Annotated in this window: 15 protein-coding genes and 1 pseudogene; 6 read left to right on the top strand and 10 right to left on the bottom strand. The window is 56.1% G+C overall.

Annotation, left to right across the window (positions count from 1 at the left end; translation table 11 throughout):
* Positions 1-201: 201 nt before the first annotated feature.
* Positions 202-777, bottom strand: a complete 576-nt coding sequence (locus tag BM173_RS14260; RefSeq protein WP_090483138.1) for an alpha/beta hydrolase family protein — start codon at positions 775-777, stop codon at positions 202-204.
* Positions 778-789: 12 nt separating this feature from the next.
* Between BM173_RS14260 and BM173_RS14255 the strand changes: the two genes are divergently transcribed.
* Positions 790-1,551: an HPP family protein gene (locus tag BM173_RS14255; protein ID WP_245755914.1), complete on the top strand. Its 762-nt coding sequence runs from the start codon at positions 790-792 to the stop codon at positions 1,549-1,551.
* 541 nt (positions 1,552-2,092) lie between these two features.
* Positions 2,093-3,631, top strand: a complete 1,539-nt coding sequence (locus BM173_RS14250) for an FMN-binding glutamate synthase family protein (protein ID WP_425438819.1) — start codon at positions 2,093-2,095, stop codon at positions 3,629-3,631.
* A gap of 425 nt (positions 3,632-4,056) precedes the next feature.
* On the opposite strand, the gene BM173_RS14245 is transcribed toward BM173_RS14250, so the two are convergent.
* The 4 genes from BM173_RS14245 to BM173_RS14230 form a co-directional block, all read right to left on the bottom strand.
* Positions 4,057-4,458: a hypothetical protein gene (locus BM173_RS14245; protein ID WP_090483139.1), complete on the bottom strand. Its 402-nt coding sequence runs from the start codon at positions 4,456-4,458 to the stop codon at positions 4,057-4,059.
* Positions 4,459-4,517: 59 nt separating this feature from the next.
* On the bottom strand, positions 4,518-5,252 hold the full coding sequence (locus BM173_RS14240) for a uroporphyrinogen-III synthase (RefSeq protein WP_177201927.1): 735 nt from the start codon (positions 5,250-5,252) through the stop codon (positions 4,518-4,520).
* Positions 5,245-6,168, bottom strand: a complete 924-nt coding sequence (locus BM173_RS14235) for a DMT family transporter (RefSeq protein ID WP_177201926.1) — start codon at positions 6,166-6,168, stop codon at positions 5,245-5,247. Before BM173_RS14235 ends, BM173_RS14240 begins: the two co-directional genes overlap by 8 nt.
* Positions 6,169-6,248: 80 nt before the next feature.
* A complete protein-coding gene (locus tag BM173_RS14230) occupies positions 6,249-7,325 on the bottom strand; it encodes a rod shape-determining protein (protein ID WP_090483134.1) in 1,077 nt (358 codons plus the stop codon).
* A gap of 200 nt (positions 7,326-7,525) precedes the next feature.
* On the opposite strand from BM173_RS14230, the gene rnk reads away from it, so the two are divergent.
* On the top strand, positions 7,526-7,948 hold the full coding sequence (gene rnk / locus BM173_RS14225) for a nucleoside diphosphate kinase regulator (RefSeq protein ID WP_090483133.1): 423 nt from the start codon (positions 7,526-7,528) through the stop codon (positions 7,946-7,948).
* Between the two features lie 117 nt (positions 7,949-8,065).
* The gene (locus BM173_RS14220; protein ID WP_342741982.1) at positions 8,066-8,770 is read left to right on the top strand and encodes a Crp/Fnr family transcriptional regulator; all 705 of its coding nucleotides are present in this window, start codon (positions 8,066-8,068) and stop codon (positions 8,768-8,770) included.
* Positions 8,771-8,822: 52 nt separating this feature from the next.
* Here the strand turns inward: BM173_RS14220 and BM173_RS14920 are convergent, their stop codons facing one another.
* From BM173_RS14920 to BM173_RS14205, 3 genes are read right to left on the bottom strand one after another with little or no spacing between them, the layout of a single operon-like run.
* A complete protein-coding gene (locus BM173_RS14920; RefSeq protein ID WP_425438818.1) occupies positions 8,823-9,053 on the bottom strand; it encodes a TehB-like domain-containing protein in 231 nt (76 codons plus the stop codon).
* 50 nt (positions 9,054-9,103) lie between these two features.
* On the bottom strand, positions 9,104-9,562 hold the full coding sequence (locus BM173_RS14210; RefSeq protein ID WP_090483131.1) for a hypothetical protein: 459 nt from the start codon (positions 9,560-9,562) through the stop codon (positions 9,104-9,106).
* Entirely contained in the window at positions 9,555-10,034 is a 480-nt protein-coding gene (locus tag BM173_RS14205) for a group III truncated hemoglobin (RefSeq protein WP_090483130.1), read from the bottom strand. The genes BM173_RS14210 and BM173_RS14205 overlap by 8 nt, the downstream gene beginning before the upstream one ends.
* An 81-nt stretch (positions 10,035-10,115) precedes the next feature.
* On the opposite strand from BM173_RS14205, the gene BM173_RS14200 reads away from it, so the two are divergent.
* Entirely contained in the window at positions 10,116-10,544 is a 429-nt protein-coding gene (locus BM173_RS14200; protein WP_090483129.1) for an RrF2 family transcriptional regulator, read from the top strand.
* Here BM173_RS14200 and BM173_RS14195 read toward each other — a convergent pair.
* Positions 10,541-11,098, bottom strand: coding sequence for a GNAT family N-acetyltransferase (locus BM173_RS14195; protein ID WP_177201924.1), 558 nt, complete (start codon positions 11,096-11,098; stop codon positions 10,541-10,543). The genes BM173_RS14200 and BM173_RS14195 overlap by 4 nt on opposite strands.
* A 29-nt stretch (positions 11,099-11,127) precedes the next feature.
* Positions 11,128-11,505, bottom strand: a pseudogene (locus BM173_RS14190) (DUF2083 domain-containing protein); the annotation flags it as partial.
* Positions 11,506-11,552: 47 nt separating this feature from the next.
* Between BM173_RS14190 and BM173_RS14655 the strand changes: the two are divergent.
* The gene (locus BM173_RS14655) at positions 11,553-11,900 is read left to right on the top strand and encodes a hypothetical protein (RefSeq protein WP_177201923.1); all 348 of its coding nucleotides are present in this window, start codon (positions 11,553-11,555) and stop codon (positions 11,898-11,900) included.
* The last annotated feature ends 135 nt before the right edge of the window (positions 11,901-12,035 follow it).

Here is a 12,035-nt window from a genome sequence, read left to right as displayed (position 1 = left end):
ATCGAGGGCGCCGTTAAATTGGGAACAGCCTACCCAACAATCTTTGGTTAAGACCGCCAGAACCATTAAAACTGTGCGGACTAGCAACGTAGCTCATCTACAGGCTGCTTACGTTACGAGGCACTCCAAGAGCTGTCGTTCCGCTTGCGGCCCCATAAGCGACACTTAGCCTTCGATATGGTTTCGAATTACCGGGAAGATTTAAGCGGCGAACTTCGATCCGGAGAAGAAACCGTATTGCCCAACTCCTTCCTGGATGTGGTTGTGCTTATCGTTCGCCGGGATCTTAGAAAAAATACCGTGTTCTGCTTCTTCCTGGTCCGGCGGGCAAAGGTGGTCGTTTGCGCCCTCAACGGTCAGAACACGCACCCCTTCGACGGAAGCGAAGTCCACCTTCTTCCCGCGGTATCCCATCAGTCCGCGCGGGATATAATGCTCCATGAAGACCTTGCGCAGGCTCCCGATGTAGAACTTTTCGGTCACGTGGAGCACGGCAAAGTACTCGTCATAGAAGCTCGGGAACTTGGCTGTGGCCTCCTCCTCGTCATTGATCGAGTTCTTGGCGAACTGGGCTTGCTGGCGGAAATGGGGCTTGGGATTGAGGCCGATGAAGCTGGTCAACTGGTAGAACCCCTGATAAAAACCCTGCAGTACGGGACCAGGCTCGATCTGGTGATCATTAGGCAGTCTAATTGTCCAACCTTTGAAATACTCTGTGTGAGGTTTGGCTAGCTCGCGCTTTGGGCTGGACAATTCCTTCTTTGTCGAACTTGGCACATCAGAGGTTCATTGGCAGCGTTCAGCGAGCCGGGTTACACCATGTTTTACAGCCGTTTCTTTACTCCCATACTTGCCGGAGCCACTCTGCGCGATCGTCTTATCGCATGCGTTGGAGGTATCGCAGGGATTTCCCTAACCAGCCTGATTTCTTGGAGCTTTTTGCCTGACAGCCTCGCCCTGCTTTTCTTGGTGGCGCCTATGGGCGCATCGGCAGTATTGGTGTTCGCGGTGCCAGCTAGTCCACTCGCGCAACCTTGGCCGGTTATCGGAGGAAATACGCTTTCAGCCTTGATCGGCGTGGCTTGTGCTCAAGTCATAGCGATCCCGCATGTCGCAGCGGGACTGGCGGTCGGTCTCGCGATACTCGGTATGTCGCTGACTCGTTGCTTGCATCCGCCGGGAGGGGCAGCCGCACTGACAGCTGTTATTGGAGGACAACAGGTTGCGGCAGCAGGATTTGAGTTTGCATTTCTCCCAGTTGCTCTAAATGCAGTTTGCCTTGTCATAGTCGGTATCGTTTTTCACCGGGGGTCAGGGCACAGTTATCCCCATAAGCCGCAACCGGTTGCTGGACATTTCCTGCTCGAGCGCGACCTGGCGCCTCCGCACTCCCAAGACATAGCAGCGGCGTTGGCCGATTTGGGGGAGACGTTCGACATAGGAGCAGATGACCTAGAACTGATCGTTCGCCGCGTAGATTATCACGCAGCAAGACGTCGCAAAGCCGGGGATCAAAAAACTGATCACGCAACATCCGCTGCAAAGACGTAAGTGCTCGCCGCGTTCTGACAATTCCAACATTCTGCGAACTCATCTATCGGGATCTCACGCTTGGCCTTGGGTGTTCACTTGCCACTGATGTTAGGCAGGGTGGCTGTTCGAGACCGTGTGGGCTGCGGCTTGGATCTTGGTGACAAAGCTCCCGATTGTCGACGAAGGCATCGAGGAATGCTGATCTACAAGATACTGGAAACACGACAGCGAAGTTTATTTTCGAGTTTCGATGAGTTCGACTGCTCGCCTCTTGAATTGGTAATATCAAAGTCGCATTACACACTCATGGCTCAAGTCGATCATGGTCTCGGGGTGATGGTTCCGGCCGCCAGCAGCACCGCACGCCTGCATGCCTAGAGCGCGTATGGCGCTCTAGGGGTATGCGCCGTGATGCTGCTCGTTGCATCGACAATTTTCCAGCCCGATGCATGAACATGCGCAGGGCATTCTCGCTTTAATTGCGAGACCGGAGCCATTTGTGTTCTTTTCCCGTTTTACCGTGCTCGGCATCAGCCTGGTGGGCTCGATCTTTGCTCTCATGAGGCTTGATGATGCGTGGGCATTGCCAGTCTTTCTGCTTCTTGCCCTATTTTGCGTTTTGGGTGTCATCGACCTTACGCAAACAAAACATGCTGTTCGCCGCAACTATCCCATCATCGGTCGCCTGCGGTGGGCCTTCGAAAAAATCAGGCCGGAAATTCGACAGTATCTGATCGAAGGCGACGACGATCAAACGCCCTTCTCGAGAGCGCAACGCTCCCTAGTCTACGCCCGCGCGAAGGACGAGGTTAGCGACCGTCCATTTGGAACCTTGGCTGACGTCTACAAGAACGGCTACGAATTCATTTCGCATTCCACCAAGCCAAAGGCCTTGGCTGATCCCGACAGCTTTAGAGTTCCGATCGGGGGAAGCGACGCGCGCGATCCCTACATGGCGTCGATCTTTAACATCTCGGCGATGAGCTTCGGTTCCCTGAGCGCCAATGCCATTCGAGCGCTTAACAAGGGCGCAAGGCTGGGAAATTTTGCCCACGACACCGGCGAAGGCGGGATCAGTCCCTACCACCGCGAGAATGGGGGCGATCTCATCTGGGAAATTGGCAGCGGCTATTTCGGTTGTCGGACCGAGCAAGGTAACTTCGACCCAATCCGTTTTGCAGACAACGCTGCCGACCCTCAGGTCAAGATGATCGAATTGAAGTTGAGCCAGGGTGCCAAGCCCGGCCACGGTGGCATTCTTCCCGGTGAGAAGGTTAGCCCAGAAATCGCCGCCTCGCGCGGTATTCCCGTTGGGGTCGATTGCATATCTCCCGCCGAACATTCGGCATTCTCATCGCCCATTGAGATGATGCATTTTCTTGCGCAGCTTCGGACACTCGCAAAAGGCAAGCCGGTAGGTTTCAAGCTTTGCGTCGGGCATCCTTGGGAATTCATGGGGATGGTCAAGGCCATGCGCGAAACCGGGATATTCCCAGACTTCATCGTCGTTGATGGCGCGGAAGGCGGAACCGGGGCGGCTCCGGTCGAGTTCGCCGACAATCTCGGCATGCCGATGCGGGAGAGCCTTCTGTTCGTTCACAACACGCTCGTAGGTGCGGGCATTCGAGACCGGATCAAGATCGGCGCGGCCGGAAAGATCGTAAGTGCATTCGACATCGCCGCAGTCCTCGGTCTAGGCGCAGACTGGACCAATGCCGGGCGCGGCTTCATGTTCGCACTTGGGTGCATCCAGTCCCTTTCGTGCCATACCAACCGCTGCCCCGTGGGGGTTGCCACGCAAGACCCGTTGCGACAACGGGCTCTGGTCGTCCCAGACAAAGCCGAGCGCGTTCGCCGCTTTCACCGCAATACGTTGCGGGCGCTTGCGGAAATGACCGCTGCCGCAGGTCTTTCGCACCCATCCCAATTGGGACCGAACCATCTCGTGCGACGGGTTTCGTTGACCGAAATACGGCTTTTCTCGCAGCTGCACATTTTCCTCGAAAATGGTGAGTTGCTGTCAGGATCGCACGACCGAGATTTTTACAGCGCCGCTTGGAAACTCGCACGGTCCGATCGGTTCGAGTTGGCAGCGTGAAAGAGGTGCTCCGCATCCTGACGGCTGTCTTGGCAGCCCTTCTGCTTGTGTCGGGTAGCGCAGCTGATCGCGACGGGGACAGCGTTAGATTTATCCGCCTGGACAATATCGCAGGCTACCTGTTGTTACGAGCGCGGATCAAGCTAATCGTTCGAGCAGCTCTCCAGACGAAACAACCTCGTAAAGATTTCGGTCTATCTGTCGGATCGCGTCACCATCGGAAGTTCTCCATCTGATGGCGCCCAGACTGCGACGCTCGCCACGCTTAGATTGCGAAATGGCGATGTGACGATACTGGATGACCTCGACCGATCTGTCCGAACTGCCCCGACAGGAGATATGGGCCATTGTTTCTTCGATGAAGTCAGCTTCGGCGGGTGTTGACGCAGTTGGAAGTTGACTTGCCGGCTTGCTTCGCTCGATCGTCACTGAACCTGCGCATCCGGAAGCGAGTCGATATCTTCCATCGTCATCCCCGATGAAAGATCGGTGTCATTGCCGCGGGTCCTCACGGTCAGACCGTCGATTGGTATTGTGACGTATCGATCCGGGTTGCTATCCTCGATTTCGATGAGGAGTTCTGTCGCATTGCCGTCGGCATCTTTCGTTACGGCTTCCACGTCGCCCAATTCGGTTCCGTCGGCGGCCAGGATTTCGGCATCGAGCAATTGCCGCTCAGTCAGGCCGAGTGCCACGGGTGTATCGCCAGACTCTCTTGCGCTTTGTTCGGCCTGTTCCTCGATACGGTCTTCGACCTGGTCCTCTTGGTTGTCGCAGGCGGAAACGGCGAGGGCGGATCCGATTAGAAGTGGCGCGAACTTGATCATGTCGATCTCCAATACTGTTCATCAATCCTGCGAACGAACGCGGCTGCTTCTCCGTTCCATCACGTGTTGCCGATCAGATTGAGCATTGCAGCTTCGTCAGGCCTTGCTGCGACGCGAATATCTATCCCTTCCATTCCCACGAAGGGAGCAGCAGCGGCAGCGGAAATGCAATAGACGATACCATCAAACCGTCTTGGTGATTTATCGAGGCAGCACCTCACTACGCGACCGGCGCGTGGCGAGTGAATCATAATTCCGCCAATCCGCTCCAGGCCGGGAAGGTTTGCGAGGAGATCCGCAACAGTGTTTTCACGCGTCTCGTAGACGGCCATCCGTATGGCGCGATACCCCTTTCGATGCAGATTGCCTGTCAGGTCCCCAGCTGGTCGTCGTGCTGAAAGATGCAGAATTCGACTACCCGGCGGGAGAGACTGAACAATAAGTCGCTCCAAATCCGAAACGTCGCCATCCGCAGAAACGACTTTGGTATATCCTGCCAGCGCGGCACTCTGTGCTGTTCTGTTGCCAACAGCGAAAACCGGAATATCGAGATAGGCCGGGCAGATAGAATGATGGCGGACACCATTTACCGACGTGAACACGATCGCATCGGGCTGCTCGTCCAATGTTTTCGCTGGGAGACCGTCGACGCGCAGAGCGGGCAAAACGAGCGCATCGAACCCTAACTGTCGCAGGGCACCCGCAGTCTTTTCGTTGTCCGGCGACGTGCGTGTGACCCAGATCCTCGGCCGGAACGCGGGATCCTTCGTGATTGTCGGGGAACGGTCACTCACGTTCATCTCGTCGTTCGATATTGTCTGTCTTCGAAGAAACGACAGCTCCCGCCAGCGGCTTGCTACCCCTGCCAGCGAGACGAATGCCGCCAACAATCAGCGCCATTCCGATCGCATGGAAGCCTCGCAGATGTTCGCCCAAGAAGACGATCGCAAGACCTGCGCCAATTATCGGCATGGTGTTCATATACATCCCGGTTCCTGCCGACCCAATAAGTTCCACGCCCCTGTTGAAGAAGAGGTAGGCAAGGACGGACGGAAAAATCGAAACATATCCGATCGCCAGCAGGCTTTCCTGCTGCAAAACGACATATCGGTCGGAACCGAGTTCCAGCGCATAGAACGGCGCGATTCCGACTATGCCGACGACTAAGGTCACTGCGAAAAGGCTAAGAGGATGGATTGCCGGGCGATGACGTAGCATTACCGCGTAGATCGCCCACAGGCACACTGCGAGACCGATGACGAGGTCGCCTTCGTTGAAATTCAGGGTGCCCAGAATACCAAGGTTTCCGCGAGCGATGATCCAGAGCACACCAGCCAGCGCGATGGCGGCGCCGACGATCTGGCGCAGCGCCGTGCTGTCCCCCATGAAGATCGCACCGAGGAACAGAATGAGAGCAGGTTGGCCCGACTGCAATAACATGGCGTTGAGCGCGGTGGTTTCCTGCAATCCGGTGTAAAGCAGAGTGTTGAAGGCACCAATGCCGAGGGCGCCAAGCACAAGGAGCAGCTTCCAGTTCGCCCGGATGACTGGCGCATCCCGCCGTAAATGGCGCCATGCGAATGGCAGGATAATGGCCAGGGCAATCGTCCATCTCCAGAACGCCAGGGCGACGGGAGGAACCAGTTCGCGCGCCGCGCGCGCAACGATTGCGTTACCCGCCCAGAACAGGGCGGTGAAGGTGAGCAGCATATAGGCGCGCGACCACATGCTTGCAAAGAAGCGAGACTCGTTGTGCATGGGTGACCTTGTCGAAACGCTGCTGCGGAGAGTTAGGCAGCGCGCTCCTCCAATAACTGCAGCAGACCACGCGAAACGCAACCGGAGGGATCGTTGGCAATGGTGACCGGGACACCGCATTCCGCAGTGATCGCTTCAGCCAGGAACCTTGCGCATATCCCGCCTCCCGTGGCGACAACACGCTCGCTCAACAGGTCGGCGGCAAGATCGGGAGATATCTCACCCACCACCAGCCGAGCGGCATCCGCGAAACGACCAAAATGTCGCTTCAGCACGGGATGGAACTCGGAAACCGGCAAGGTCAATATTCCTGGAAGACCATTGTGCAGTGATTGCCCTTTGATTTCTACTTCCGCGTCCTCGGCACCATCTTCGGCGAGATGCTTCTTCAGCGCCTCGGCGGTGATTTTTCCAATAAGGAAGTGATGCCGGAGATGAAGATGTTCGGTAATCGCCTCGTCAAGGCTGAAACCGCCCAGACGCACGGAGCGCGAACGACATTGGCCGTCGATCGAGAACACCGCAACCTCGGTTGTTCCGGCGCCGCATTCGACCACCATGGATGCGCGGGCTTCGCGGACGGGAAGTTCTGCTCCGATAGCCGCTGCAAAAGGCTCACGCACCAGTTCGATCCGTCCGAAGCCGGCATCGTCCGCGGCGGCGAGCAATGCATTTGCTTCCGCCTTCGTGGCATCCGCCGGAATACCGATCATGGCTGGAAGACCCCCTCTGCGCTTCTTGCCAACCACAGAAGACAATCCATGCGCAAGCAATGCGGCGGCGGCTTCCATATCCTGCAGAACGCCGCGGGCGAGAGGACGGCGGACCACATGAGTTCCGGGAGCCCGATCAACCATCGCCAAAACATCCCGACCCGCTGCAATCAGCTTCATCTGGCCGCCAGCCTTGTCGTAATAGCACAAGGATGGTTCGTCGAAGACCACACCTTCGCCTCGCACCATGATACGCATGTTGGCAGTGCCGAGATCGATAGCGAGGTCTGGTCCGCGCTTGGATCCAAAGGAAGGAAAGTTCATCATTTCCCATTGATAGGCGTCCCTGACACGAAAGTCTCGCAATTGTCGACGAGACGATCGCTCAGATGTCATTTGACTAAACCAAAGTTCGCGCCCACATGTACGGCATGGTCTTTTCGCTACACTTTGACCGACATCTCGCGCACGCAGGTCAGCTGCCCGCACGGGCGCACGCCTCGTCTCTACGGCCGTGATCCGGTCCGGGGCGAGGCTCCCGGACGATCGACAGCCCTGCCGCGAACTTCGTGCGGCTCCCAAGCGAGTTACGAAAAATGACTACCTCTCAACTCGGCGAGAAGCCGACCATTCACGTTATCGATTCTGAAGCTGACGCACTCTACGACTTGGCGATGTCTATCGAAGAGCGCAGTCCCGATGTCGCTGCAAAACTTTGCGAGGAACTTGATCGTGCTCATGTGATGACAGCAGGCGACTTGCCGCCGGACATCGTAACCATGCAATCGGAGGTGGAATTCGTCGACGAGCGGTCAGGCGACCGACGCAAAGTCAAACTGGTATGGCCGCGCGACGCCAACCTCGACCAGAACCGTCTCTCGATATTGACGCTTGTAGGAGCCGGCCTGATCGGAATGCGATCAGGGTCAGCGATCGACTGGCCCGATCGTTCTGGTAGAGAACGCTGCCTGCGGATCGTCGACGTGCGACAGCCGCTCAGGACTGATCGGGTGGCTTAGGTCCGCCCCGCGCGTTGCGGATATCTCAATTGCAGAGTGATCACAGTATGGCGAATATCTCGGAAAGATCACCGGACGAAGCTGTATCGGTCCTGTCAGAAAACGCAGAGCAGCGAAATGACCTTAATTTCTGTCAGGCCTGTTCCGTTCGGAACCGGGCGATCTGTGCCGACCTTGATGATCATGAGGTTGAGCTTCTTAACGGGATCGGGGCGCAGAAGGCACCTAGACCCGGGCGAAACGCTTCTATGGGAAGGCGAAGAGGCAATATTTGTCGCAAACGTCGTTTCAGGCGTAATGAAACTTTCGACCCAGACGAGCGATGGTCGCGAACAGATTCTCGGATTGGCCTATCCCTCGGATTTTATCGGTCGGCCGTTCACTGAGACCTCTCCATACAGCGTGGAGGCCCTTGGGGAAGCCGTCGTCTGCATCTTCCGGCGGCTGGACTTCGAGCGCTTTGTGCACGAACATGCTCGCCTTGAGCACAAGTTGCTAGAACGCACTTTAAGCGAACTCGATAAAACCAGACGCTGGATGCTGCTTCTCGGACGCTTTAACGCGGAAGAAAGACTCGCGACATTACTCCTTGAGGTGGCCTCGAGAAACACTTTGCCTATCGACGGTAATGCGGGCCAATTCGATGACGAACAGTTTGAACTACCCATGTCCCGCCAGCAGATTGCGGATGTTCTAGGCCTCACTATCGAGACGGTCAGCAGACAATTTACCAAATTCCGCGACGAAGGCGTGATCATGATATCGGGTCACAGAACAATAACCATTTTGCGCCGAGATGTGCTCGAAGCTCTCGCGACGTAATTTATCGGTTCATACTTCCTATGGGCGAAAGACTGAAACCCTCGAAGCCTTTTTAATGATAAAAGGTCACTTTGAATTGCGCATCGGCCGATAGTCGAACGAAGTGCGATAACGCCGGTTCGATAATCAAGCTTTCTCCGGCTCTGACGGCGGTTGTCGATGAGGCTGGTCCGGTAGTGTGAAACTCGACCAAGCCCTTGCCAACGCAAAGTCGGCCCCAGACGCCTGGCTTTAGTCTGTGTTCGGAGGTCAGTTTGTCCGGAACAGTTTCTGCTGAAAACATCGGACTTTCGGCGTATTTGACCACATTCGGTGGGAGCTCGACTGGCTGTGTCACGCGCCGGGTCCAACCGCTAGGACGATGATCAAAATGCCGATCCCGAACAGAGAGACTGTTGCGGGTACAACGAGAACCTGCGCAAACACCGCCTTGCGATCCATCGGGCCGGTCCAGGTTGGAAGCTTTCCACCGCAATCGAGGGGTGAAGTCTGTTCACGCCCCGCTTGACGCGCACCTAGGCGTGCGACCCCGAAATATATTGCCGTGTACAGGACGGAAATCATGATCGCGAAGCGCGCCGCCGTACTGCCGCCCGTCGCCAAGAATATCGCGAAGAAGAATATGCCGTAGCATGAGAGCATGATCTGCCAGACCTGGGCCGGGAGCTGAAAGCCCGCATTCGAAGGCGCGACAGGAGCAACCGAAAGTGGTTGCAGAAGGCCTTTGAGAGCCCTGACTTCCGCTTCTGCACAAACCTCGCTTTCCGCAATTAAAGTCTGTTGTTCAAACATGGGGGAGGTTCCTTCCTGCTGTTGACCCCGAGATTCCGGTTTTTCCGATCGCGATGCCTGTCAGGAGACTGTCCGCGATCGCGCGGGCTCGGTCGGCAACCAATCTAATCGACTCCGGTTGGTTCGAGAGCGTGCGGAGTGTTGCGTAGAAGTGGTCCAGCCAACGGGTGAAATGGTGCTCTTCCAGGCCAGTAATCTCGATGTGCTTGCTCATAGGATTGCCTGCGAACTCACCGCTGTTGAACAAAACGGAGCGCCAGAAGGACTTCATGCGCTCGAGATGCGCGGGCCACTCCGAAATACGTTCCGCGAAAATGGGGCCAAGCAGGTCGTCCTCGCGAATGCGTCCGTAGAATTCGTCCACCAGTTGCGACACGAACTGCTCGGTGACGCCAAGCGATTCAGCGTGAGCAAGCTTCGCTGCTCGTGCATCGAGCACATCTGCGCGAGAAACATTGACGTTTGCGGTCATCTCGTGAACCTTAAAACAGGTATATAATATACCTCTTATATCCCGTTTTGCGGGAAAAGCAACATTTGATATACCGATTTTATGCAGTTGAACCTTCGAACCGACTATGCGCTGCGGATGCTTATGGCGCTTGCCGCCAAAGACGATGTAGTCTCGATCGACTGGATCGCTGAGCACTATGGGATATCGCGCAACCACCTGGCCAAGGTGGCACAGGACCTTGCAGCCGCAGGCTTCGTAGAAACCTTGCGGGGCAGGAGCGGTGGCCTGCGGCTCGCCCGGCAGGCTTCGCAAATCAATGTAGGCGAGGTTGTCCGGTCACTGGAAAATACGAACGGTTTTGTCGCCTGTATGGGAGGCAAGGAAGGCTGCGCCATCGATGGCGTATGCGGACTCAAGCCCGCCTTGGCAGGGGCGCTGGAGGCCTTTCTTTCACACCTCGACCAGTTTCATCTGGGACAGATTACAGGATCAAAGTCGCAAATCATGCAGAGGCTCGCTCCAGCCTAGGTGAGATCGCAGACCATATAGCTACTGGCTCCACCATATCCGACCAGCGCTTTGCCGATGTCCTCGTCGGCTATGATCATAAACTCATGCTTTGCCCAAAAATCCTGAGAGCGATTGACCGCCACCAGTGCAACCCGGTCATAATCGTGCTTGCGGGCAAGCCGCTTCGCGTGATCAACCGCCTCACTTGCAAGCCCTTTACCGCGCATACCCAAGTCTATCGAGATATCATGAATGTAGAGCACATCCGCATTGTCAGGCAGTGCGCCTAGCAGCGTGTCCAGTGGCACCGGGTGGCCGAAAGTAGCGGGGTGACAAATGATGTATCCAACGGTCTCCCCGTCTTGCTCGAGAACACAGCATCCTCCTGCGAAAAGTTCGAGCCGCTCTCGAAACACCGCCTCGTCTTCAGGATGATCGGGATGGCACTTGTCCGCGATGGCGAGCACGCGCGGGAGATCGTCCGCAACCATCTCTCGCCATCTGCGGGCTGCGCTGGCTGTATGCATTTTGGCTTGTTCGCTCTCTATCTCTTGCGATCGTTCTTCGCCCATCGCTCTCATCCGTTTCGCCAGATCAGCATCTAGCCGCTTTGTCGCATCGAATAGGGAACAACGCCCCTTTCGAACAGATCGACTTCGATCTGCTGGTCGCTGGGAGGATATGCGCGTTGGTCGCAGCCTGTTCGAGGGCAGATCCTGCAGGATGCCCCAATCTCGGTGGCTACTCCAGCTGAGATCAGGTCGATATTGTCGGCGTAAACGAACTCACTGGCATGCTCGACCTCGCAACCGAGCGCGACAGCATAACGGCGCGGATTCCGATCAAATCCTCCGGACGCCTTGATCAGCCCTTTTGCCATGGAAACATAACGGACACCATCGGGCGTCTCGGCCAGCTGGACCTGTACCCGATCGGGAATGGCCACGGCTTCATGGACGATCCATAGCGGGCAGGCACCGCGGCCCAAACTACGCGCGCAAAATTCGAGTACGTCGAGCTGACCTAGTGAAATTCGATGATTCAATCTTCCAAGAGACTGACTATCCGGACTTCCCGTTCTCAAACGATGTCACGCAGAGAGGTGCAGAAGATATTCTCAATATCGACGCACCGCAGATGCGAAGTGTGCGAGCGGGAAACCTGATTGAGTTCAAGAACTCTGGCGTCAGTTTACGCGCCGACCGGAACTCTGTTTTACGTGTCGCAAAACGTCTGATTGCAACTGCAGAGATTGCTGAGTTGCACCGGATTGATCCGCGTAGTGTGCGGTTCATGATGAAAAATTACGACATCCATCGAATTGCATTTGGGTGGGAGCGGAGCGAAGTTTCGAGAATGAAACTCGCTGATTAAGCCGTATCAATGTAACGGAAAACTAATTATCGGCATGGTCTGACGTGACCCCCTGATTTTCCTCCAATTTGGATTAGAGTCCGGCCCTTACAGAAGGACGGACGAGATGAAGAGAACGAGGTTTTCCGAAGAGCA

This window comes from Qipengyuania nanhaisediminis, assembly GCF_900115585.1.
Taxonomy (GTDB): Bacteria; Pseudomonadota; Alphaproteobacteria; order Sphingomonadales; family Sphingomonadaceae; genus Qipengyuania; species Qipengyuania nanhaisediminis.
Note: the sequence above shows the minus strand (reverse complement) of the source record. Positions and strands in the feature narration are given on the sequence as shown.

Bases quoted from the DNA above. Each gene is read 5' to 3' on its own strand.
- BM173_RS14250 (WP_425438819.1), top strand. From the start codon at position 2,093: ATGAGGCTTGATGATGCGTGGGCATTGCCAGTCTTTCTGCTTCTTGCC.
- BM173_RS14245 (WP_090483139.1), bottom strand. From the start codon at position 4,458: ATGATCAAGTTCGCGCCACTTCTAATCGGATCCGCCCTCGCCGTTTCC.
- BM173_RS14235 (WP_177201926.1), bottom strand. From the start codon at position 6,168: ATGCTGCTCACCTTCACCGCCCTGTTCTGGGCGGGTAACGCAATCGTT.
- BM173_RS14230 (WP_090483134.1), bottom strand. From the start codon at position 7,325: ATGACATCTGAGCGATCGTCTCGTCGACAATTGCGAGACTTTCGTGTC.
- rnk (WP_090483133.1), top strand. From the start codon at position 7,526: ATGACTACCTCTCAACTCGGCGAGAAGCCGACCATTCACGTTATCGAT.
- BM173_RS14220 (WP_342741982.1), top strand. From the start codon at position 8,066: ATGACCTTAATTTCTGTCAGGCCTGTTCCGTTCGGAACCGGGCGATCT.
- BM173_RS14920 (WP_425438818.1), bottom strand. From the start codon at position 9,053: ATGTTTTCAGCAGAAACTGTTCCGGACAAACTGACCTCCGAACACAGA.
- BM173_RS14210 (WP_090483131.1), bottom strand. From the start codon at position 9,562: ATGTTTGAACAACAGACTTTAATTGCGGAAAGCGAGGTTTGTGCAGAA.
- BM173_RS14205 (WP_090483130.1), bottom strand. From the start codon at position 10,034: ATGACCGCAAACGTCAATGTTTCTCGCGCAGATGTGCTCGATGCACGA.
- BM173_RS14200 (WP_090483129.1), top strand. From the start codon at position 10,116: ATGCAGTTGAACCTTCGAACCGACTATGCGCTGCGGATGCTTATGGCG.
- BM173_RS14195 (WP_177201924.1), bottom strand. From the start codon at position 11,098: ATGGGCGAAGAACGATCGCAAGAGATAGAGAGCGAACAAGCCAAAATG.